This is a genomic window from Listeria sp. MAN/IMW/UF555 (assembly GCF_058684075.1).
This window is the reverse complement of record NZ_JBZWZS010000002.1, coordinates 118,474-140,278: the sequence shown is the minus strand read 5'-3', so window position 1 is coordinate 140,278 and position 21,805 is coordinate 118,474. Positions and strand designations below refer to the sequence as shown.

Here is a 21,805-nt window from a genome sequence, read left to right as displayed (position 1 = left end):
GTACCAAGTCTTATTTTCTAAGGCTTGGTACTTTTTATTATTAACCGATTAATTTTTCGTGGAACATTCTTTGGCAAAGTTCCATTTTTTGTTCTTCGTTTAGATCTTTTGTATTTAAGCAGTAGCCGCTGATACGTAAGATTACTGGGATACCAGCTTTGATTTTTTCGATTACTTCATCGTGGTTAAGAACGTTCAAGTTGATGTGTTGACCACCTTTTGTAAAGTAACCATCAAGAATACCAACGAGGTTATGGTGTTGTTCTTCGGTTGTTTTACCGAACATTTTTGGAGCTCCTTGGATAGTTAAGGAAATTCCGTCATTTGCATAGTGGAATGGTAATTTAGAAAGACTGGCAAGGTTATCTAAGAAACCACCTTTTGCTTTGTTAGAAGGGTTAGCTCCTGGGCTGAAGAATTCTGGTTCTTTGATGATTTTACCATTTTCATCGAATACAGGTCCTTTATGCACTGGGGAGTTACCACATTGTTTAGAATAAGCAACGTTTGAAGTGATTGTTAAAACAGAAACAGTTGCTTCACTATCTTTGTAAAGTTTATGGGAGTCTAATTTGTCTTTGAACATTTTTAGAACCATTACGGCAATGTCATCGGCACGGTCATCATTTTCACCGTAACGAGGGAAGTCGCCTTCTACTTCATAGTCATATACAAAGCCATCTTCATCGCGGATGGTTTTTACTTTGGCATATTTAATCGCACTTAAGCTATCTACTACATTCGCGAATCCACAAATACCGAATCCCATGTTGGCAGTTACTTTTGATGGTAGGAAGGCCATTTGCATGCTTTCGTAGTTGTATTTGTCTGTCATAAAGTGAATGATGTTCATTGCATCTACATAAGTGTCTGTTAACCAGTCCATTGATTTATCGAATTTATCTAGCACTTCGTCGTATTCAAGGTATTCTGTTGTAATTGGTTCTACAACGTCGAATACTTGGTTTTTATGAAGATCATCTTTACCGCCGTTGATAGCGCCTAGAAGACATTTTAGTACGTTGACACGAGCTCCGAAATATTGTAGGTTATGAGTTTCACCTTTGTCTTTGTCTGCTTCTGGGTTAAGTGGGCTCACACAACAGCTGATACATTGCATATCGCCGTAGCCTTCTTCTTGCATTAATTTATCATTTTCATATTGAATGGAGGAATGTTTTACACTCATTTTCATACAATATTCTTTAAAGCTTTCTGGTAAACGAGCATCCCATAGGACAGTTAAGTTAGGTTCAGCCGAGTTTCCTAGGTTATCTAAGCAGTGTAAGAAACGATAATCTGTTTTAGTCACACGATGGCGACCGTCTGCGCCCATACCAGCCATAGAAGTTGTAACGAATGTTGGGTTGGAAGCGTAAAGTTCGTTATAACCATCTGTTCTTGCAAAACGAACCATTCTTAATTTAAGGGTTAATTGTTCGATTAATTCTTGTGCATCGAATTCAGTGATAATGCCTTTTTCTAAATCGCGTTGGATGTAGATATCAAGGAAAATCGGAATACGACCGAATGAGCTTGCAGCACCGTTTGCTTGTTTGATAGAAGCAAGGTAGCCCATGTAAGTCCATTGTACAGCTTCGGTTGCATTTTCAGCTGGACGTCCAAGTTCTAATCCGTATTCGTTACCTAAAACGATTAAGTCTTTAAGTGCTTTGATTTGTAACCAAATTTCTTCACGCAAACGAATGTTTTCATCAGAAGAAATCGCGATTTTTTTCAAGTCTTGTTGTTTTTCAGCGATTAAACGATCCACACCGTAAAGTGCTGGTTTTTGGTATAAGCCGATGATTCTTCCGCGAGAGTATGCATCTGGAAGACCACTAACGATATGCGAGTGACGCGCACGTTTAATATCATCTGTATATGCTCTAAAAATACCATCATTTGCAGTGGAACGGTTTTTTACATAAAAGTCATGTAATTCTTGATCGATGGAATAGCCATTGTCTGTTAAACATTGTTCTGCAGTTCTAAGACCACCATTTGGCATAAATGCTAATTTGAAAGGTTTGTCTGTTTGTAAACCAACGATTACTTCATTTTCTTTGTCCACGTAACCAGCTTTGTGAGAGGCAACGTTTGATACGATTGCGTTATCCATATCAAGAACGCCACCTTTTGCGTCCATTTCTTCTACAAGTTTATTTATTTTTTCATTAAGTTTAGTTGTTCTTGGTGTGCTCTTTTCTAAAAAGCTTTCATCGCCATCATAAGGAGTGTAGTTGTCTTGAACAAATTGTCCTACACTAATGTTTTCTTGCCATGCGGTTCCTTTAAAACCATCCCATGCTTTTGTCATTAATATTTCCTCCTTCAATTGTGTTTCTTTTCACTTACAATCAGAAACTTGTTCTTAGAATCTTTCTTCATTGAACAGCATACTCCTTTGTGAAAACGAAAACAATATAAAAATGGAAAGAAAATAAATTTCTTTTATATAACTAAAAAAGGCTTTGAATGGCTGTGTTAATACAGTTTTTTTATAGAAAAAAAGCCTAGCGTTAAGGCTAGACTTCTTTGTTTGCAGTCACTTCTTCTAAAAAAGTATCAACTATGCTATCTCTTTTTAAGACAAAATTAGGGTTGGCACGGCTTGGGTGAACGCGATTAGATAAAACGATGAGGCTTGCTTGATTTTGTAAATCGAGCACCATAAAAGTGCCAGTAAATCCTGTATGATATAAAACAGAGTCGCCGCGGAGATCCCAGCCAAGGCCGCGTGTCCGGTTTAGCCCAGGCGTATGATTAATTTGCATTATTTGTAGTGTTTTTTCAGTAAGAATAGGGGCGCCGTTTTGTAAAATTAGCGCATCTCGAAATTTTGAAAGATCCGCGAGTGTACTGAAAAGTCCCGCGTGTCCAGTGCCCGATTTGGCGGTCCAGGCTTTGAAATCGTGCACATCACCTTGGATTAAACCGCGCGTTTGGTCTAGTTCAGTTGGAATGACTTGGCTTTTATCAGTTGGATGAAAACTAGTGTGTGACATTTTCAGCGGTTCTAAGATGTTTTTTTGAATTGATTGCTCATAATTTCCATCAAATTTACTAATCAAATAACCGAGCAAGAGAAAATTAGCATCAGCATAGGTGACCTGAGTTCCAGGTGAATTCACTTGAGGCGTTGCAAAAACATAGCTTCTAACATCTTCTTTAGCATCCATTTTGTAGTTAGGGATATTTTGTGCAAGGCCAGAGCTATGGGTGAGTAAATGTAAAATAGTAACATTCTCGTACTTAAAATCAGGAAGATAGGATTGTACTGGATCTTCTAACTGGAAATGTTTTTGTTCAATAAGTTGTAATACACGTGTTGTCGTAGCAATTACTTTGGTCAAAGAAGCAATATCATAAATGTTATCTGTCGTTCTAGGGAGGATTTGCGCTTCAGGGAAAACGGACTTTAAACCCATTATTCTATTTTCTTCGAGGTTATTTGTTTTGATTTGATAGCTAATTCCTGGAGTGGACCCGTTTTGGACAAGTTGATCTAGTAATTGCTTCGTTTTATAAAACATACTTAAACTCCTTTGTAAGTTGGTTGCCACATCTCACGTTCGACAGCTTTTGTGACACTTGCTAACTCGACTTGGTGGATATTTTCTTTGATTGCTTGGTTCGCTACCGCAATAGCAACCGCGCGGGAAGTTTCTCTAAGTGTACGAACATGTGGTAAGAGGGCAGCTCCAAGTTCGTTTGTAGAAATTTGATCACTAACGGCACTTGATGCAGCGGCTAACATTCCGTCTGTAATAAATTTAGAACGTGTAACAAGTGCGCCAAGTCCAAGCCCAGGATATAGAAGGGCGTTATTAGCTTGACCAATTTCATAGGTAATATTTTGATAAGTCACTGGTTTGGATGGACTTCCTGTTACGATTAGCGCTTTTCCATCTGTCCATTTAATCAAATCTGCGGCAGTTGCTTCAGCTAATTTGGTTGGATTAGACAGCGGCAAAATTGCTGGTCGTTCTGTATGCTCCGTCATTTTTTTTACGATGCTCTCTTTAAAGGCTCCAGTAACGCCAGAACAGCCAATTAGCATTGTTGGATGAATTGCTTCAACTAAGTGTTCTAATGTATCAGTAGGCACGCTAGCCCAGTCAGAAGCTTGATGCGCATATTTCTTTTGACCATCCGTTAAGCCGGTCATATTATCAAGCACTAAACCACTACGGTCCATTAAGTAAAAATGTTTTTTGGCACTTTCAAAAGGAAGACCAGTTTCGCGCATCAATTGACCACTGAGTTGATCAGCAATACCGATGCCAGCAGTTCCCGCACCGAAAATAATAATCTTTTGTTTGTTTAAAGGAATATTTGAAACGCTAATTGTTGCAAGAGCAGCGGCAACAACCATCGCGCCAGTTCCTTGTATATCATCATTAAACGTACAAATTTTATCACGATAATTGTGGAGGATACGACTTGCATTTGCCCGGCCAAAATCTTCCCAGTGAAGGATAGCGCTTGGGAAAACATCACTCATGACTTCCACAAATTGTGCGATAAAAGTATCGTAATCGCTTTCTGACAGGCGTGGACGTTTATTTCCTAAGTAACGCGAGTCTTCAAGTAGTGTTTTGTTATTTGTTCCTGCATCAATTACAACTGGGAGAACACGGTCAGGAGAAAGGCCAGCAGCAACCGTATAAACCGCTAATTTTCCGACCGCTATTTTGACGCCGTTCACGCCCCAATCACCAATGCCGAGCACGCCTTCACCATCTGTAATCACGATCATATCAATATTTGGATTGTTTTGCGCATAATTTTCAACAGATGCTCTTAGTTTTTCGGGTGTAAAAGCATCAATAAATAAAGCTTCATCAGGCGCGGTATAGTCTGTATGATAATGTATTACCGCATCCCCAATCGTTGGCGTATAAATAATTGGCAAATATTCGCTCACGTTTTTGGTAACAACGTAATAATAAAGTGTGCGATTTTCGTTGTATAAGTTTGTTAGAAGTTGGTGTTTATGTAGAGGGGATTCTAAGTTTTCTAGTTGGTTTTCGATGCGCAAAGCTTGTTGTTCGATTGTTTCGATAATTGGCGGCAGTAATCCGTCTAATTTATAGTTTAATCTTTCCTCACTTGTAAAAGCTGTTCCTTTATTTAATAGTGGGTTATTCATATAGTCAAAACCTGATTTTAAAGTCATTTCAAGCACTCCTTTTCATTCTATTCTATTTTACATGGGGGAAAGGAGAATAACAACTGATTCAAAAAAAGAAAACCTGAAACCAATCAGATTTTCTTTTTTTACATATTAATGAAAATAGTAACCTTGTGCATAGGGGATGCCAATTTCTTGAAGGAACTTTAACTGTTCTTTTGTTTCTACTCCTTCAACAATCAAGGATTTATGATGCTTTTTGACGTAATGATGAAGTTGCTCAAAGAAGTTTCTCTTGCCGTCACTTTCAAATAAATCTCGAAGTAATAAGCGATCAGTTTTTACAAAGTCAGAATGGTGCGCAAATACGCGATGCAAGTCGGCGTAACCTGAGCCAAAATCATCAATAGCAAATTTAGTCTCATGTTTTTTTTGGAATAAGCGTAGTTGTTTTTCTAAGTCGTTCATTCGTTCTTGCGGTAACTTGGATGTTTCCAAAAATTCAAAAACTATTTTCCCGTTATCAAGAAGAGTATCGTGTAGTTCTTCTTGATTTTCTAAAAATGTATCATAGGAAATATTGACAAATAATGGCGTGTTTTCACCTTTTTCAAAGCGTTTGACTGCATTATGAAGCGTGAGCAGTTCAAAAGCTTTTTGCTGACCTTCCTGTTCCGCTTCTTCAATAAAATCACTAATGGCGTTCCAGTGATTTGTTTTTAAGCGGGTGAGTGACTCATATCCGAAAACTTGTGTATTTGAAACAGCAACAATCGGTTCGTATATTGTATCAAAGAGGTTTTGATCAATAATCTCACTTACGGAGGGCTTTTTCATTTGTCCAACTTCTTTCCGTTATTTCTTAAGAGTTATTTCTTTATTTATATAATCGAAAAAATGGGTCGTTTCAGGATTTGACGTGTCCATTTTCTCTAACAACTCTTTGGTGATTTTACCATTTTTAGCTTGATTTGTCTTGTTAAAATACTGTGTCAAAAAGGCATAAACGGCAGTAGATTCGTTTTCAGAGTTCGGCTCTTTTGTTTCTCTATCATATCTGGCATAAATTTTTCCTTTTGAAGCCAGTTCTGTTTGTAAAAATTGGTCGAAATTTGGCTCAACTGTACCATTTTCGTCATAATAGGCGATAGCTATGAGCATTTGATCAATCATATTGACTTCGTTTGCGTCAGCATTTTGAAATTGTCCATTTTGAAACACTTCTGTAAAAAAAGGAGTGGCGCTGACGTTCTTGATAGGAGCATAGGCTTTTGCGCTATAGTTAATGTGGCGCATTGCTTGGATATTTAGATAACTTAAATGAAGTGTATCTGCTTTTTTCTTATGAACAAAATCATAGAAATCCACTGGAACCTCTTGAACGGTGCTATATTTTTTCGTGTTGGAGATAAGTGTATCGGCAAGGGTTTGATACGCTTGATGGTCCCATTTTTTACTCGCTTGATAAAGTGCTTCTGTAATCCGAAAATCATCTACAATAGCGTTGGTAGTTGTGCTATCAGTCGCTTCCCATTTAATAAAATTGTCTGTTGTTATAAAATGTTTTTGTAAAGTAGCCACTTGTTCTTGGAAAGTCTTGCTATCATTCACTTCTACTAAATACTCCATATAAAGCCCGATGCTCTCGGCTAAATAATGCGGTTCTTGGGCATTTTTGTAATCAATAATTAAACCGTTTTTGGTCATATAATTTTCTTTTACATAAGTTTGAACCGAGCTTGAAGTGGGTTTTGTCTCTTTAGGTGCGCTTAGAGTATCTTTTTGTTCTGGGCGAAGGAAAAAGTATATACCTGTGCCAATTAAGAGCAGTAAAACAACGATAATAATTGTTCGCTTCATTCGCTTTCCTCCTGATGAATGGCGATTTGGTTACGCCCATTTTGCTTTGCTTGATAAAGTGCTTGGTCAGCAGCCTCAAAAAGTGATTCGGTCGTTCTATAGTTGTACCCCATAGAAGCAACCCCGATGGAGACCGTTACATTACCACTAACTGGATTGTACGGAAACTTAGCTCGTTCAATTTCATCCCGTAAAAAATCAGCAATTAAGGCAGCTTGTTCTGTTCCAACATTTTGCAGTAAAACAGCGAATTCTTCTCCGCCAATTCGAGCAAACATCGTTCTTGGTGGAAAGGTTCGATTTTTGAGAATACTACTAAACTGCGCTAAAACAGTATTTCCTGCTTGATGTCCATGAAAATCATTAATTTCTTTAAAATGATCAATATCAATAATAAATAAGGATAACGCTTTTTTTCTTTTTTGAGATTTATTAAAAATCCAAGCAAACTGTTGCGTGAAAAATCGCATGTTAGGTAAGTTGGTTAGACTATCGGTCATCGCGGTTTCGGTCAAGTTTTGGATAACTAAATTACTTTTATCAATATAATTGCACGCATAAAATACCAGCAAAGCAGTGACGAAAAATAGCAGGAAGTATTCAACAATTTCAACGCCCCGCAAAATTCGTCCTTCATCAAAATTATTCACAAAATAATAGAGGATTGCTGGGAAGTTTAAAATAATTAATGCAATAAATTTTGAAAAGCGTTGTTTTTTCCAAAAAGTAATAAGTAAACAAGCCGCAAAAATAAGTGTCATTAAAATAACGTAGCGACTAGTAACGGGCGATGCTATATCAAAACTAATTCGTCCGAAAAGCATTACGACATAAGCAACAATAAGCGGAGTACGACCAGCAAATACACCTGTAACCATCAAGATTAAAATCCGCATATTCGTATAAATAACAGGATTATGTTCATATGCACCTTCATAGATAAAATAAATCCCTGCTAAACCATAATAAACACCAAGAAGAATAGAGAGAAAAAATCGCCTATTACCATTTTGGAACCAATTAGGACGATATTGTCTTATTTTTCGAAAAGACATACCTTGAATAAAAAGGATAGCAAGAAAGAGCGCTAAACTGTCTATGTATGAATTAACTAGCTCGAACAAATGGACTCATCTCCTTTTTATTAAATAACTGGATCTGTTGTTTCACGAATATGTACTTGATTTCGTCCATTTCGTTTTGCATTGTAAAGTGCTTGATCTGCTGCATGCATTAGTTCGTTGGCGTTTGGATAATTTTTGCCATCATAATTTGCGATACCAGCGGAAATGGTAATAACCGAGCCAGTTGTTGCTATCGGAACATCAATTTTCTCGACTTTACGCCGGATTTTTTCTGCTAAGTGTTCTGTTTCGCTGACATTAATATTCGGCAAAATAATAGCGAATTCTTCCCCGCCAATGCGAGATATAACCGTATTTGGTGGAAAACTAATTTTTAAAAGCATTTGGCTAAAAGTAGATAAAACACCATTTCCAACTAAATGGCCATATGTATCATTTACCCGTTTAAAATAATCAATATCAATAATAATTAAACTTAAGTTCGATTTTTTTAAAGTAGCATAGTGAAAAGCAGCTTCGAATGTTTTTTCAAAGTGACGAAAGTTTGTTAGACCGGTAAGTGGATCAAGAATAGTCGATTGCTGCAATTCATAAATCAGCTTATTTGATGTATCAATATAATAAGCCGCTGAAATAATAATAAAGGTAATAAAAAAAGAAACCAAGAAATAGAGTGTCCAAACTGGCACATCATGTATTGTATATGTAAGATGTATTTTTTGATGTAAATAAATAAGCATTAGTGGAATGGCGCTAAGTTTGACGAGTACTACTTTTTGAACAGAGCTAAGACGTAATTTAGCTACTTCCATACAAACAAAGTGAAAACCAATAATTAAAAACACATAAATTAAATTGGCAAAGAGAGCATCACCAAGAAAGAGTTTTCCTGCCACAATGAGTACTAACGCGATAGTAGCTGGACCCGCTGATGAAAACAAGTGTAAAACAATTAAAATATCTAATAACATATCTGTATAAATCCCAGAATCCGTCCCAGGTAATCCACGGACAATAAAATAAACACCTAATAAGCCGTAGTAAATGCCCAGTGCATAATTAATAATTTCATATGCAAATTTAATTTGGAACCAAGCAGGCTTTTTTTCTCTAATTGACCGCAGTGCCATTCCGTGAAAAAAAAGCGCTGATAAAAAAAGCGCCATGCTGTTCCATAATGAATCAAGAATATTTGGCATAAAAAAATCTCCCATATCTCAGCATAATGAATCAGCTGAAAAGTTAATATAGGCAGAATAAAAAAATAAATGAATTTTTAGCTGAGACGCAGTACAAAGAACCAACCAATCGGCGAAAGCGATCTCTAAGAGGATATGTGGTAATGACGACGAGATAAGCCAAAATCTGCCTTTTTGTAATTAAAGCTGGATTTCAGTACAATGGATAGAATGAAGTAGAGGATTTTTAGTAGACTGTAAACTTAACTATTTTCACATATTATTACAAAGAGTTATAAAAAAGTCAACTTGTGTCACAATTGATATAGAGGGGTGTAACAATGCAAAAAATAGTGATAATCGGTGGCGGAATTGTTGGAGCCAGTGCAGCATATTTACTATCAAAAGAAAATGTTCAAGTAACGCTAATTGATTCTAATGAACCTGGGCAGGCAACGAGAGCAGCTGCCGGAATTATTTGTCCATGGCTTTCCAAAAGACGGAATAAATATTGGTACGAACTAGCAAAGAACAGTGCGGCGTTTTATAAAGAAATTGCAGAAAGCCTTAGTGAAGAAACTGGAAGAGATTCTGGTTATAAACAAGTTGGCGTGCTCGCACTTCGGCAAACAGAGGAAAAAGCAACGGAACTTTTTAATCTGGCAATGGAAAGACGAAAAGGAGCACCAGTAATGGGTGATATTGAAAAATTGTCAGAAGCCGAAACAAAGCAAAAATTCCCTTTAGTGAAACCGGGATTTAGTTCTGTTTATGTAAGCGGGGCCGCACGGGTTAATGGCGGTTTATTTTGTGAAACTTTACGCTATGCAGCCAAGGAAAATGGTGTGGAAATCAAAACTGGTTTGGCTCATTTTTCACCAAAAGGGGAGATTTTGGTTGACGGTAAAAAAGAAAGGTACGATAAACTAATTATTTCAGCAGGTGCCTGGTTACCTAATTTATTACAGGAGGCGGGCTTTCATACGGATGTTTTAGCACAGAAAGGTCAATTGCTTGAACTCGATTTTAGTGAGTACGAAACAGCAGAATGGCCAGTGATTTTACCTCCAAGTGCAAAATCGATTGTTCCGTTTGATAATGGAAAAATAATTGTTGGGGCAACACATGAAAAAACTGCTGGCTTCAATATAGAGCCAACAGCGGAAGGTAAGGCGGAAATATTAGCAGAAGTCAGTAAGTTTATGGAGGGTGAGTTGGAACGTAAAATAGCTAATGTGGCGGTTGGAACACGGCCTTATACGCCGGATTTTGCGCCACTAATTGGACAGCTACCTGGTTTTGACTCAATCTTTTTAGCGAATGGGCTTGGTGCTTCTGGCTTAACAACTGGACCATATGTCGGTAAACTGCTGTCAGATTTGGCACTATTAAACACTACCGATTTAGCTTTAGAAAATTATGATCCAAGAAAATACATTAGTAAATAGGATTTTTGTTTTCGTCGAGTGTGAAACCTTCGCCCATCACATCATGAACAACGCTCACTGAAACAAAAGCATGAGGGTCAATCGCTTGGACAATATTCTTTAATTGCACAATTTCATTTTTAGCAACGACAATATAAAGCACATCTTGTTCATTTTTAGAAAAGCCACCACGACCTTCAAGTACTGTTACACCACGATTCATCGAGAGCATTACATGGGAAGCGATGGCATCATTATCTTTAGAAATAATCAAGGCGCCGCGTGCAGCATAAGCACCTTCTTGAACAAAATCAATGACGCGTGAACCGATGAAAACAGCGACAAGTGTATACATTACTTGGCGAACATCCAAATAAGATAAAGAAGCAGCAAGCACTATCGCATCAATTGCGAAGAGCGTACGCCCCATACTAATTCCTTTTGTATGATTCAGTAATTTGGCGATAATATCACTACCGCCAGTTGTACCACCATATCGAAACACAAGCCCAAGCCCAATTCCACTAAAACCTCCAGCAAAAAGGGCTACTAAAAGTAAATCACTATGTAAATCTAATGTATAAGGAATACGCTGAAAAATCCATAAAAATAAGGAAAGGCTAACAGTACCAATTCCAGTATAAATGAGGGAACGACTACCTAATACACGCCAACCTATAATAAACAAAGGAATGTTCAAGACTAAGTTGGAATAGGCAGGATCGATTTGGAAGAAGTGGAGCAGGAATAATGTAACCCCTGCAAGGCCACCCTCACCGAGATTATTTGCGATATTAAAATTAACTAATCCAAATGCATAGATTGCCGTACCAAGCATAATAAAGCAAATATTTTTCGTGCGCAGTGTTTTTAACATAGCTTTTTTCCTCCTTGGAACCTATTTAATAAGTAAGTAAAAAATCATGGACTTGTATGTATTTGTTTAGGTATAATGAAATGAAGTTAACAATTAGACTTAAAACCAATTTTAGTTTAACACAAAAAGGGGGAAAACCTATGGCGAAAACCATGGCAGAAATACAAAAAGAAGTGGATGATTTCATTGGTGGATTCGAGGAAGGATACTTTTCCCCACTAGCAATGATGGCACGAATTACAGAAGAAACCGGCGAACTAGCTAGAGAAATTAATCATTATTATGGTGAAAAACCGAAGAAAACAAGTGAACCTACTAAAACCGTAGCAGAGGAACTTGGCGATTGCCTTTTTGTTCTTACTTGCATGGCAAACTCACTTGATATTGATATGGAAAAAGCACACGATACGGTCATGGCGAAATTTAAAGAACGCGATAAAGACCGCTGGACAAAAAAGGAGGACAAATCAAAATGAAAGTAGCTGTATCTGGATTTAAAGGAAGAATGGGACACGAGGTAGTTAAAACAATTTTAAGAGAAGAAGACTTGGAATTAGTTGCTGTACTTGACCATGAACCAAAAGAAAAAAACATCCGCGAAATTGTAGAGTTTAGCTCGTTAGATGTACCAGTGTATGGTGATTTAAGCGAAATGTTAGAAGAAATAAAACCGGATTGCGTCGTTGATTTTACGACCCCTAAAGTAGGGTATAGTAACACGAAAACGATTTTAGAACACGGGGTACGTGCGGTCGTTGGTACAACAGGTTTTACACCAGAACAAATTAGTGAACTAAAATCAATTGCAGAATCGAAAAAAATCGGTGCGTTAATTGCGCCAAACTTTGCTGTAGGTGCAGTTTTAATGATGCAATTTGCTCAAAAAGCGGCTAAATACTTCCCGAACGTCGAAATTATTGAGTTACACCACGATAATAAACTAGACGCGCCAAGTGGTACTGCTGTTAAAACTGCGGAAATGATGGCAGAAACGCGTGAATTCGTTAAACAAGGTGCAGCAGATGAAGTAGAACTAATTGAAGGAGCTAGAGGCGGAGAATATGAAGGAATGCGTATCCATAGCGTTCGTTTACCAGGCCTTGTTGCACATCAAGAAGTTATTTTTGGAGCGGAAGGACAAGGCTTAACGATTCGCCATGACTCATATGACCGAATTTCCTTTATGTCTGGTGTTGCTCTTTCTGTTCGTAAAACAAAAGAACTTGAAACACTTATTTATGGCTTAGAAAATATTTTAGACTAAGGATAGGTGAATGAGATGCATATCGCATTAATCGCGCACGATGAAAAGAAGGATTTGATGGTTGGATTTGCAACCGCATATAAACATTTGCTCGAACCGCATCAGTTGTACGCAACAGGCACGACAGGTTTGCGGATTATTGAAGCAACTGGCTTAACGGTGCATCGTTTTAAATCTGGTCCGCTTGGTGGCGATCAACAAATTGGTGCGCGCATTTCAGAAAATAAAATGGACTTAGTTATTTTCTTGCGTGACCCGCTGACCGCTCAGCCACATGAACCAGATGTGACCGCGCTGATACGATTATGCGATGTATACGAAATTCCTTTAGCGACTAATATTGGAACAGCAGAAATTTTAATTCGCGGTTTAGGAGCAGGCTTTCTAGATTGGCGAGATTTAAGAAGAAACGATGAATAAAGGAGCGATGACAGATGAATGACGTTTTTCTAAAAGCGCTTCCTGTTTTGCAAAAATTGACTACTGCGGGATTTGAAGCGTATTTTGTTGGCGGATCTGTCAGAGATTACTTACTAAATAGACCTATTTCCGATGTAGATATTGCAACTAGTGCCTTCCCAGAAGAAGTAAAGGATATTTTCCAGTCCACTTATGACACTGGGATTGCGCACGGAACAGTAACAGTTAGAGAAAACAAAGAGTGCTATGAAGTGACCACTTTTCGGACAGAAGGCACTTATGAAGATTTTCGACGTCCTAGTGAAGTGACGTTTATTCGTTCGCTGGAAGAAGACTTACTGCGTCGTGACTTTACCATGAATGCTATTGCGATGGACGAAAATTTTAAATTACACGATCCATTTTCCGGACAATTAGCAATTCAAAATAAAGAAATTAAAGCAGTTGGCAAAGCGTCTGAACGTTTCCATGAAGACGCGCTTAGAATGATGCGAGCAGTGCGCTTTCTAAGCCAACTTGATTTTCAGTTAGATAAAGAAACCGAAACCGCTCTAGCAAATCAAATTGCCTTATTACAGCATACTTCTGTTGAAAGAATCACTGTCGAATGGATAAAAATGATGAAAGGTCAAGCCGTAAAACGCGCAATAGGGTTACTTTTAAAAGTAGAAATGGAAACCTATTTGCCAGGTTTAAAAGGTGGAAAATCAGCCTTAATGGAATTTGCTAGTTGGAACTGGGAAAAACAGACGACTGAAACCGCGATTTGGCTTGGACTTGTAATTGCCGTTAAACCGCGTAATATTACCGCATTTTTAAAAGCGTGGAAATTACCGAACAAAACCATTCAACTAGTGAATAAAGCTTACGAAAATGCCCTTAATATGAAAGAAACTTGGCTCACAGAAGAACTATACCATGCTCAGGAAGCAGTTTTTTTGTTAGTAAATGAAATAAATAATATTCGTGGCCAAAGTGACAAGGAAGATGAACTGAAAAAAGCATACGAATTACTTCCAATTCACTCCAAAAAAGATTTAGCGATTACAGGTGCTGATTTACTCAAATGGACAGGGGAAAACGCTGGTCCTTGGGTAAAAGAGACGCTTGATAAAGTTGAATGCCAAGTATTACTGGGCAAAATTAACAATGAAAAAAATCAGATTAAAAGGTGGCTAGGCTATCATGAAGAATAATCGGGAAAAATTGCTTGCATTATTTACAGAAAGTGATGGCGCTTATTTATCCGGTCAAGAAATTGCGGATAGTCTAGGTTGCTCGCGTACAGCCGTTTGGAAACAAATGGAAGCACTACGTAAAGAAGGTTTTGAAATCGAAGCAGTCAGAAATCGCGGGTATCGTTTATCAGCAACAGCTGAACAGTATACGAAAGACGCGCTACTACTCGGTTTAGAAACAAAATTTATCGGGCAACATTTAGAAATATATGAATCAGTGAACTCCACGCAAATCATAGCGCACCAACAAATGTATTCAAGCCCAGAAGGAACCGTTATTGTAGCTGATGAGCAAACCGCTGGAAAAGGGCGTTTGCTTCGTCCCTGGAATTCTAAAAAAGGGGAAGGTATTTGGATGAGCGTGATCTTAAAACCGCAAATTCCAATTCAAAAAGTACCCCAGTTCACTTTTATCGCCTCGCTTGCTATCACAGAAGCAATTGAAAATATCACGAAACTTGAACCGAAAATCAAATGGCCGAATGATATTTATATTGGTAAACGAAAAATCTGTGGTGTACTAACAGAAATGCAAGCCGAAGCAGAAACAATTCATGCGGTCATTATTGGCATGGGTATTAATGTAAATCAACAAGAGTTCCCAGAAGAAATCAAAGAGAAAGCCAGTTCACTTAAACTTGAATTAGGCGAAAGTATATCAAGAAAAGCATTATTACAAGCAATATTAACTTCTTTAGAGAAGTATTATGAACTTTTCTTAGATAAAGGATTTGCACCGATAAAGTTATTATGGGAAACAAAAGCGATTCCCTTTGGTGAAAAATTAACAGCCAGCACGACAAAAGGAAAAATTCACGGACAAGTAAAAGGTATTTCTGATGAAGGCGTGCTCTTACTTCAAGATTCACTAGGCGAGATTCATTCGATTTACTCAGCAGATATTTTGCTGGATAATGAAAAATAACAAAATTGCTATCAAAAGAATGATTTGACCCTAATAAAATAGCCTAAAACATATCTTTTAACTCGAAAATACAGTGTGAAAATCACTTTTTCGAGTTTTTCTTTTTTGAGAAAAATCTAGTACAATAAGCACGAAGGAGTCGTTGTTATGAAAAAAATTATATTATTATTAGCACTGTTTACCGTAGTTCTCACTTTAGGGGCATGTGGCGATAATAAAAAAGAAACAGAAGAGAAAACAAAGCAAACCGAAAAAGAGAGTGCAACCTTTTTAAATACAATTTCCACGAAAGACTTTAAACAAAAAATGGCTGACAAAACAACTGGCTTTGTCTATGTTGGGCGTCCAACTTGCGAAGACTGCCAAGCGTTCCAACCTATTTTAAAGAAAGAACTTGAAAAAAGACAACCAGATCAAAAAATGGCTTATTACAATACTGACAAAGCATCTGAAAAAAGCCGAGATGATATGATTGCTCTTTTAAAAAAGATGGACATTGATTCCGTTCCGACAATGGTATATTTAAAGGACGGTAAAGTAGCATCTACTTATGCTGCAACAGATGAACCAGCGAAGTTAACTAATTGGATGAATAAAGTGAGCGGAGAGGTTTCAGAGTAAACCTCTCTTCAATTTACATACTTTAAGTAAGCATCTATTTATGGTATTATACATATGGTAGCAAAGAATGGATGATACCTTTACCGGATCATACTAACGCTACTTACAAAAATTTGTTTTTTGCCTTGATTAATTCATTTAACAGGGACGAAAAGGAGCTAAGAAAATGAAAAAACCAGTAGACTTTTTTGCTATGAAGGAAAACGGAGAAAAAATCACGATGATTACCGCTTACGATTACCCTTCTGCTAAGAATGTAGAACAAGCAGAAGCAGATATGATTTTAGTTGGTGATTCACTTGGAATGGTAGTATTAGGCTACGATTCAACCGTACCAGTAACAATGAATGATATGATTCATCATACGAAAGCTGTGAAACGAGGGGCGCCAAATACTTTTGTTGTAACGGATATGCCTTTTATGACTTATCACGGTTCAGTAGATGAAACTATTCAAAACGCACGTAAGATTATTCAAGAGAGCGGCGCACATGCTGTAAAACTAGAAGGCGCAGGAGAAGTTGTTAACAAAATTGCTCGTTTGACAGAAGCCGGTGCACCAGTTGTCGCTCATCTTGGCTTAACGCCACAAAGTGTTGGCTTAACAGGAAGCTATAAAGTTCGCGCTAAATCAGTTCAAGAAGCGCAAGAGTTGATTGACAATGCGTTAGCGGTTGAGGCAGCAGGAGCTATTGCTATTGTTCTTGAGGCAATTCCTCGTCAGCTAGCTGAAAAAGTAACTAAGGCACTTACTATTCCAACTATTGGTATTGGAGCTGGTTTAGAAACAGACGGTCAAGTACTTGTATACCACGACATAATCGGTTATGGCATCAATCGCCGAGCAAAATTTGTGAAAGCTTATGCGGATATTGACGAAACTATTGAACCAGCACTCAAGAACTATGTGAGTGACGTAAAAGAACTAGCGTTTCCAGAAGTGAAACATAGCTTTACAATGGCCGAAGAAGACTTAAAAGGCCTTTATGGAAGGGAATAGCCAATGTTAATCATTCGAAATAGACAAGAACTTAAAGAAGCAATTTTAAAACAAAAAAAAGCGAATAAAACAATCGGTTTCGTGCCAACAATGGGTTTTTTACATGAAGGGCATATGACGCTTGTAAGCCATGCAAGAAAAGAAACGGATTTTGTCGTTATGAGCGTCTTTGTAAATCCAACCCAATTTGGTCCTAACGAAGACTTTGACGCCTATCCGCGCGATGAAGCACACGATGCAAAGCTTGCTGAAGAAGGTGGCGTCGACATTTTATTTGTGCCGACAGTTGAGGAAATCTATCCAACTGAATTAGCAACGAAATTGCACGTCATTAAACGCGTTTCCGTACTTGATGGTGCTGACAGGGAAGGCCATTTTGACGGTGTAGTTACAGTTTTAACGAAGCTATTTCATTTAGTAAATCCAGATAATGCTTATTTTGGTCAAAAAGATGCCCAACAAGTAGCGGTAGTTTCCGGCCTTGTAGAAGATTACTTTTTCCCGGTGAATTTGCGAATCATTCCTACAGTTAGAGAGGCTGATGGACTTGCGAAGAGTTCGCGAAATGTCTACCTCACAGAAACCGAACGTAAAGAAGCGCCAGTTATTCACGCTGCTTTACAACTTGGTCGGCAATTAATTGATTCTGGCGAGACAGATGAAGCGAAAATAGTGCAAGTTATGACAGACAAAATTAATGAGCAAACATCTCACGAGAAAATCGCCTATCTAGCGTTATATTCTTATCCTGAATTTACTCCGGTAACAGATTGGACTAAGGGCATAATTATAGCTGCGGCAGTGAAATATTCGAAAGCTCGTTTAATCGATAATGAATTAATAAATGTGAAGAGGCGGTAAAAAATGTTTAGAACTATGATGAATGGCAAAATTCACCGAGCGACTGTAACAGAAGCCAATCTGAATTATGTAGGAAGTATTACGATTGACTCTGCTATTTTAGAAGCGGTGGATATGCTTCCAAACGAAAAAGTTCAAATTGTAAATAATAATAATGGCGCAAGAATTGAAACGTATATTATCCCAGGTGAGCCAGGTAGCGGTGTGATTTGCCTAAATGGAGCTGCTGCAAGACACGTCCAAGTTGGCGATGTGGTTATTATCATGAGCTACGGGATGTTTACGTCGGAAGAAGCAAAAACACATGAACCCAAAATTGTGGTATTAGACGAAAAAAATCATATTGAAATGATTCTTCCAGAAGAAAAAGCGCATACGACTTTATAAGCAATTCGGGGAGCTTGAGCGGATTTCTGCTCAAGCTACTCGTTTGTTTGAAACGTTATTTTTGAATAAAAGCAGTGAAGGAAAGAGGTGGAGCAAATGAAAAAGAAGCGTTATATTGTCGTTGATTTAGAAACAACAGGAAACCAAGCTTCACGAGAAGACCGCATTATTCAATTCGCTGCATGTTTTGTTGAATCTGGAAAACGCCTGGAAACATACTCCACTTTTTTAAATCCAGAAAAGCCAATTCCTGCTTTTATTCAAGAGTTAACGGGGATTTCTCCAAAAGATGTGAAGAATGCTCCACTATTTGAAGATGTGGCACCAATTATTGCTAGTCTGTTAGAAGATACTATTTTCGTAGCGCATAATGTCTCGTTTGATTGGACTTTTTTAGAACGAGAAATGACACGTGCTGGAATTTCATTAGGCAAAATGAAAAAGCTAGATACTGTTGAACTTGCGCGTATTATGTATCCTGGGATTGATAGCTATAAATTACAAGACTTATCAGATGAATTTGGTCTAGGGCATGACAAACCACACCGCGCAGATAGTGATGCGGAAGTAACCGCAGATTTACTTTTATTGTTATTAGATAAACTCGAAAATTTACCACTTCCGATTATTCGGCAAATGGCAACTATTTCAGGGAGCCTAAAAAGTTACTTACCAGAGCTTTTATTTGAAATAGAAATGAAAAAAGAACGAGAAAATAAACCACTTGATCCAGCTTTTACCGAACACCGTGGTCTAGTAATTCGAAAAAAAGAGGTTAAAAAACCAACCTATAGTCGAGCAGATTTGCTTGAATTTCCTGAGACTGATGAAGCGAAAATGGCGTTATTTAAAAAAGCAGGAGCCCCACTTTATGCAAGAAGTGGTCAGTTTGAAATGATGAATCTAGTTTTCCAAGCTATGAAATCAGGAAAACATGCTCTAATTGAGGCAGGAACAGGTATTGGGAAATCATTGGGCTATTTTTTACCAGCTATTTATCAAGCAAAACAAGCTGAACTACCTGTGGTAATAAGTACATATACGAATCTACTTCAAGCACAATTATTCGAAAAAGATGTACCACTTTTAACGAAACTAACTGGTTTTGAAGTGAAAGCGAGTTTACTTAAAGGTCGGGATCACTATTTGAACTTATTTAAATTCGAACAATTGCTTCAAGAAGTCGACCCGCAATACGATGTCGTTGTAACCAAACTAAAACTACTCGTTTGGCTAACTGAAACCACAACCGGTGATATTGATGAAGTCAATTTATCGAGTGGCGGAGAGCTATTTTGGAACCGTATGAAGCATACTGGGTGGTTTTTATCTGAAAAACATGATCCTTGGTTGGCACATGATTTTTATAAATTCAACATCGAACAGGCGAGAAATGCTGATTTAGTTATTGTGAATCACGCGCTTCTTTTGAGCGATCATTTTTCTGGAAGACAGACATTGCCAAAGTATGCGTTTGCGGTCATTGATGAGGCCCACCATTTTGCTGATAGCGCTAGAACACAAGGTAGTTTTATTCTTTCCTATCGTAAACTAAAATATTTTTTAAATCAGCTTGGTTCTCTTGAAAAATATTCATTACTCACAAGGCTAGCAATGGCTTTTCCAGAAGCGGATAGTTTATATGACTTAGATATTGCTGCGATGAAGTTAGGCGAGGCAGTAGAAGAATTTTTTACCCTCCTAAAAATGCAACTGAATTACGCACGTAAAAACTTACAAGAAGTTGTTTTAGTTGAAAATAGTGAAAAAGACGCTTGGAATGACGCGATATATTATGCTGCTGAAAAAGTACTTCGCTTACTTCAAGAATCTGAAAAAAATATGGAAACTTTACTCGCGCAAGGTAAACGAGAAGAAAATGAACTAGGTGAAGCCGAGAGCGCTTTTTTAGAAGAAATGTATGCCTTTTTACTTGATTGGAAAAATATTGTTAAACAACTAGAGCAAATGCTTCATAAAAAATCACCTATTCTAACTATCTATTTGCAAGCAGATAAAAACCATTCTATCTCTAGTATTCGTCTGAAAGCGGTACTTATGGAAGTCGAACCAACGCTTGGCAAAGAATTTTTTGCTAAAAAAGAAAGTGTCATTATGACTTCAGCAACCCTTACTGTAAATGGAAAATTTGACTATTTGCGAAAAAGTCTTGGCTTAGAAAAGGAACAGCTAGTTGAAAAACGTATTCCATCGCCATTTGATTATAAAGAAAATGCGCGTGTGATGATACCTGATGATATGCCGCCAATTAAAGATACACCCATTGAACGTTATACGGCGGAACTAGCTAAATATATTCGTCATATAGCTGTGAAAACAAAGGGGCGGATGTTAGTTCTTTTTACAGCCTCAGAAATGTTGCAAAAAACGTATTATCATATGAAAAATGAAAAATCATTAGAAGAATATGTGGTTCTCGCGCAAGGGGTTTCAGCGGGAAGCGCCGCACGTTTAACCAAGCAGTTCCAAATGTTTGATAAAGCAATTTTACTTGGGACAACGAGTTTTTGGGAAGGGATTGATATTCCAGGAGAAGATTTATCATGTCTTGTGATTGTTAGGCTTCCGTTTGCGCCGATGGATGATCCCTACACGAAAGCGCAAATTGCTCTTCGAAAAGAGCGCGGTGAAAATGCATTTCAAACCTATTCCTTACCAGAAGCCGTTTTGCGTTTTAAACAAGGGTTTGGTAGGTTAATTAGACGCGAATCGGACCGCGGCATTGTTTTTGTGTTTGATAATCGGGTCGATACTACGAGATTTGGGAAAACCTTTTTGGAGTCTATTCCTAGTGCACCAATTTTAAAAGGAAATCAAGCTGATTTACTGGAAGAAGTTAGTGAATTCTTTAAGGAAGGTTAAATTTTTCCTAATATGACTTCAAATCTATGGCTGCTATTGCTATAATGTATCTATGCGAAAATGAAAATGCATATCGCCGGGTAATTTTCCGGTAATTTAGAAATAGAAATGAGCGAGATTATTTTGCGAAATAGAAAACCTAACCGTAAGATTGGCAAATGGATAGCGATTATTCTCGGCATAATTATTGTGCTTATCGTGGCGGCTTTTCTGTACTTTAGACAGGCAGAAAAACCAGTAACCAACGCAGAAACAGAAGCTTTAGACCGAATAAGTGGCCAAGTTGATTTAAAGACCACAGATAAATTTTATTTATACAATGGTCCGAAAGAAGTTTATTATGTCTTAACTGGCAAAAACAGTAAAGATAAGAAAATCATTGTCTGGGTTCCAAAGAAAAAATCCGACAAAGTATATGTTAAATTCGCATCTGATGGTATTACAGAAAGTCAAGCACGCGACAAAGTAGTAAAAGAAAAGAATCCAGCAAAAATTTTGCATGTCACTTTAGGCATGGAAAAAGAAACACCTATTTGGGAAGTAGCGTATCTAGACAAAAACGACAAGCTAAATTACTTTGACATTAACTTTGAAACAGGTGAATGGTACAGAGAAATTGAGAATTTGTAATTAAACTGGAGG

Annotated in this window: 19 protein-coding genes and 1 pseudogene; 12 read left to right on the top strand and 8 right to left on the bottom strand. The window is 37.6% G+C overall.

Annotated features, from left to right (window positions below; translation table 11 throughout):
- Positions 1–40 precede the first annotated feature (40 nt).
- From pflB to AC4PG8_RS07790, 7 genes are all read right to left on the bottom strand, one after another.
- Positions 41–2,320 (bottom strand): formate C-acetyltransferase, encoded by a 2,280-nt coding sequence (gene pflB / locus AC4PG8_RS07820; protein WP_003769430.1) that lies wholly within the window; start codon positions 2,318–2,320, stop codon positions 41–43.
- A 208-nt stretch (positions 2,321–2,528) separates the two neighbouring features.
- Positions 2,529–3,536 (bottom strand): serine hydrolase domain-containing protein, encoded by a 1,008-nt coding sequence (locus AC4PG8_RS07815; protein ID WP_112120404.1) that lies wholly within the window; start codon positions 3,534–3,536, stop codon positions 2,529–2,531.
- 2 nt (positions 3,537–3,538) lie between these two features.
- Positions 3,539–5,182, bottom strand: a complete 1,644-nt coding sequence (locus tag AC4PG8_RS07810) for an NAD-dependent malic enzyme (protein ID WP_492170233.1) — start codon at positions 5,180–5,182, stop codon at positions 3,539–3,541.
- A 108-nt stretch (positions 5,183–5,290) separates the two neighbouring features.
- Positions 5,291–5,974 (bottom strand): EAL domain-containing protein, encoded by a 684-nt coding sequence (locus AC4PG8_RS07805; RefSeq protein WP_003763099.1) that lies wholly within the window; start codon positions 5,972–5,974, stop codon positions 5,291–5,293.
- Between the two features lie 18 nt (positions 5,975–5,992).
- Complete coding sequence (locus AC4PG8_RS07800; protein ID WP_492170232.1) at positions 5,993–6,997, bottom strand: glycosyl hydrolase family 8; 1,005 nt, start codon at positions 6,995–6,997, stop codon at positions 5,993–5,995.
- Positions 6,994–8,121 (bottom strand): GGDEF domain-containing protein, encoded by a 1,128-nt coding sequence (locus AC4PG8_RS07795; RefSeq protein ID WP_003769421.1) that lies wholly within the window; start codon positions 8,119–8,121, stop codon positions 6,994–6,996. The genes AC4PG8_RS07800 and AC4PG8_RS07795 overlap by 4 nt, the downstream gene beginning before the upstream one ends.
- A 20-nt stretch (positions 8,122–8,141) precedes the next feature.
- Positions 8,142–9,281 (bottom strand): GGDEF domain-containing protein, encoded by a 1,140-nt coding sequence (locus AC4PG8_RS07790; protein ID WP_492170231.1) that lies wholly within the window; start codon positions 9,279–9,281, stop codon positions 8,142–8,144.
- 320 nt (positions 9,282–9,601) lie between these two features.
- Here AC4PG8_RS07790 and AC4PG8_RS07785 point away from each other — a divergent pair, with 320 nt between their 5' ends.
- Positions 9,602–10,708 carry an NAD(P)/FAD-dependent oxidoreductase gene (locus tag AC4PG8_RS07785; protein WP_185540697.1) on the top strand — a complete coding sequence of 369 codons (1,107 nt, stop codon included), beginning with the start codon at positions 9,602–9,604 and terminating at the stop codon, positions 10,706–10,708.
- Here the strand turns inward: AC4PG8_RS07785 and AC4PG8_RS07780 are convergent.
- Positions 10,698–11,564, bottom strand: a complete 867-nt coding sequence (locus tag AC4PG8_RS07780) for a YitT family protein (RefSeq protein WP_003763093.1) — start codon at positions 11,562–11,564, stop codon at positions 10,698–10,700. The two genes, AC4PG8_RS07785 and AC4PG8_RS07780, sit on opposite strands and share 11 nt — an antisense overlap.
- Before the next feature lie 140 nt (positions 11,565–11,704).
- Here AC4PG8_RS07780 and AC4PG8_RS07775 point away from each other — a divergent pair, with 140 nt between their 5' ends.
- The 11 genes and pseudogenes from AC4PG8_RS07775 to AC4PG8_RS07725 all read left to right on the top strand — a co-directional run bounded on the left by AC4PG8_RS07775 (position 11,705) and on the right by AC4PG8_RS07725 (position 21,793).
- Positions 11,705–12,040, top strand: a complete 336-nt coding sequence (locus AC4PG8_RS07775; protein ID WP_010991710.1) for a nucleotide pyrophosphohydrolase — start codon at positions 11,705–11,707, stop codon at positions 12,038–12,040.
- Positions 12,037–12,828, top strand: coding sequence for a 4-hydroxy-tetrahydrodipicolinate reductase (dapB, locus tag AC4PG8_RS07770; protein WP_185510771.1), 792 nt, complete (start codon positions 12,037–12,039; stop codon positions 12,826–12,828). The genes AC4PG8_RS07775 and dapB overlap by 4 nt, the downstream gene beginning before the upstream one ends.
- Before the next feature lie 15 nt (positions 12,829–12,843).
- Positions 12,844–13,248, top strand: a complete 405-nt coding sequence (mgsA, locus tag AC4PG8_RS07765) for a methylglyoxal synthase (protein WP_003723016.1) — start codon at positions 12,844–12,846, stop codon at positions 13,246–13,248.
- A gap of 14 nt (positions 13,249–13,262) precedes the next feature.
- Complete coding sequence (locus AC4PG8_RS07760) at positions 13,263–14,444, top strand: CCA tRNA nucleotidyltransferase (protein WP_185540695.1); 1,182 nt, start codon at positions 13,263–13,265, stop codon at positions 14,442–14,444.
- Complete coding sequence (locus tag AC4PG8_RS07755) at positions 14,434–15,411, top strand: biotin--[acetyl-CoA-carboxylase] ligase (RefSeq protein ID WP_160464533.1); 978 nt, start codon at positions 14,434–14,436, stop codon at positions 15,409–15,411. Before AC4PG8_RS07760 ends, AC4PG8_RS07755 begins: the two co-directional genes overlap by 11 nt.
- Positions 15,412–15,558: 147 nt before the next feature.
- Positions 15,559–16,032 carry a thioredoxin family protein gene (locus tag AC4PG8_RS07750; protein WP_010991706.1) on the top strand — a complete coding sequence of 158 codons (474 nt, stop codon included), beginning with the start codon at positions 15,559–15,561 and terminating at the stop codon, positions 16,030–16,032.
- A 166-nt stretch (positions 16,033–16,198) separates the two neighbouring features.
- Complete coding sequence (gene panB, locus AC4PG8_RS07745; RefSeq protein WP_185325068.1) at positions 16,199–17,032, top strand: 3-methyl-2-oxobutanoate hydroxymethyltransferase; 834 nt, start codon at positions 16,199–16,201, stop codon at positions 17,030–17,032.
- Between the two features lie 3 nt (positions 17,033–17,035).
- Positions 17,036–17,893, top strand: a complete 858-nt coding sequence (panC, locus tag AC4PG8_RS07740) for a pantoate--beta-alanine ligase (RefSeq protein WP_003769403.1) — start codon at positions 17,036–17,038, stop codon at positions 17,891–17,893.
- A 3-nt stretch (positions 17,894–17,896) separates the two neighbouring features.
- The gene (panD, locus tag AC4PG8_RS07735; RefSeq protein ID WP_003763077.1) at positions 17,897–18,280 is read left to right on the top strand and encodes an aspartate 1-decarboxylase; all 384 of its coding nucleotides are present in this window, start codon (positions 17,897–17,899) and stop codon (positions 18,278–18,280) included.
- Positions 18,281–18,376: 96 nt separating this feature from the next.
- On the top strand, positions 18,377–21,163 hold the full coding sequence (dinG, locus tag AC4PG8_RS07730) for an ATP-dependent DNA helicase DinG (protein ID WP_185540693.1): 2,787 nt from the start codon (positions 18,377–18,379) through the stop codon (positions 21,161–21,163).
- 44 nt (positions 21,164–21,207) lie between these two features.
- Positions 21,208–21,793, top strand: a pseudogene (locus AC4PG8_RS07725) (cell wall elongation regulator TseB-like domain-containing protein).
- The last annotated feature ends 12 nt before the right edge of the window (positions 21,794–21,805 follow it).

Coding starts and splice junctions, on each gene's coding strand:
- pflB (WP_003769430.1), bottom strand. CDS start 2,320: ATGACAAAAGCATGGGATGGTTTTAAAGGAACCGCATGGCAAGAAAAC.
- AC4PG8_RS07815 (WP_112120404.1), bottom strand. CDS start 3,536: ATGTTTTATAAAACGAAGCAATTACTAGATCAACTTGTCCAAAACGGG.
- AC4PG8_RS07810 (WP_492170233.1), bottom strand. CDS start 5,182: ATGACTTTAAAATCAGGTTTTGACTATATGAATAACCCACTATTAAAT.
- AC4PG8_RS07805 (WP_003763099.1), bottom strand. CDS start 5,974: ATGAAAAAGCCCTCCGTAAGTGAGATTATTGATCAAAACCTCTTTGAT.
- AC4PG8_RS07800 (WP_492170232.1), bottom strand. CDS start 6,997: ATGAAGCGAACAATTATTATCGTTGTTTTACTGCTCTTAATTGGCACA.
- AC4PG8_RS07790 (WP_492170231.1), bottom strand. CDS start 9,281: ATGCCAAATATTCTTGATTCATTATGGAACAGCATGGCGCTTTTTTTA.
- AC4PG8_RS07785 (WP_185540697.1), top strand. CDS start 9,602: ATGCAAAAAATAGTGATAATCGGTGGCGGAATTGTTGGAGCCAGTGCA.
- AC4PG8_RS07780 (WP_003763093.1), bottom strand. CDS start 11,564: ATGTTAAAAACACTGCGCACGAAAAATATTTGCTTTATTATGCTTGGT.
- AC4PG8_RS07775 (WP_010991710.1), top strand. CDS start 11,705: ATGGCGAAAACCATGGCAGAAATACAAAAAGAAGTGGATGATTTCATT.
- dapB (WP_185510771.1), top strand. CDS start 12,037: ATGAAAGTAGCTGTATCTGGATTTAAAGGAAGAATGGGACACGAGGTA.
- mgsA (WP_003723016.1), top strand. CDS start 12,844: ATGCATATCGCATTAATCGCGCACGATGAAAAGAAGGATTTGATGGTT.
- AC4PG8_RS07760 (WP_185540695.1), top strand. CDS start 13,263: ATGAATGACGTTTTTCTAAAAGCGCTTCCTGTTTTGCAAAAATTGACT.
- AC4PG8_RS07755 (WP_160464533.1), top strand. CDS start 14,434: ATGAAGAATAATCGGGAAAAATTGCTTGCATTATTTACAGAAAGTGAT.
- AC4PG8_RS07750 (WP_010991706.1), top strand. CDS start 15,559: ATGAAAAAAATTATATTATTATTAGCACTGTTTACCGTAGTTCTCACT.
- panB (WP_185325068.1), top strand. CDS start 16,199: ATGAAAAAACCAGTAGACTTTTTTGCTATGAAGGAAAACGGAGAAAAA.
- panC (WP_003769403.1), top strand. CDS start 17,036: ATGTTAATCATTCGAAATAGACAAGAACTTAAAGAAGCAATTTTAAAA.
- panD (WP_003763077.1), top strand. CDS start 17,897: ATGTTTAGAACTATGATGAATGGCAAAATTCACCGAGCGACTGTAACA.
- dinG (WP_185540693.1), top strand. CDS start 18,377: ATGAAAAAGAAGCGTTATATTGTCGTTGATTTAGAAACAACAGGAAAC.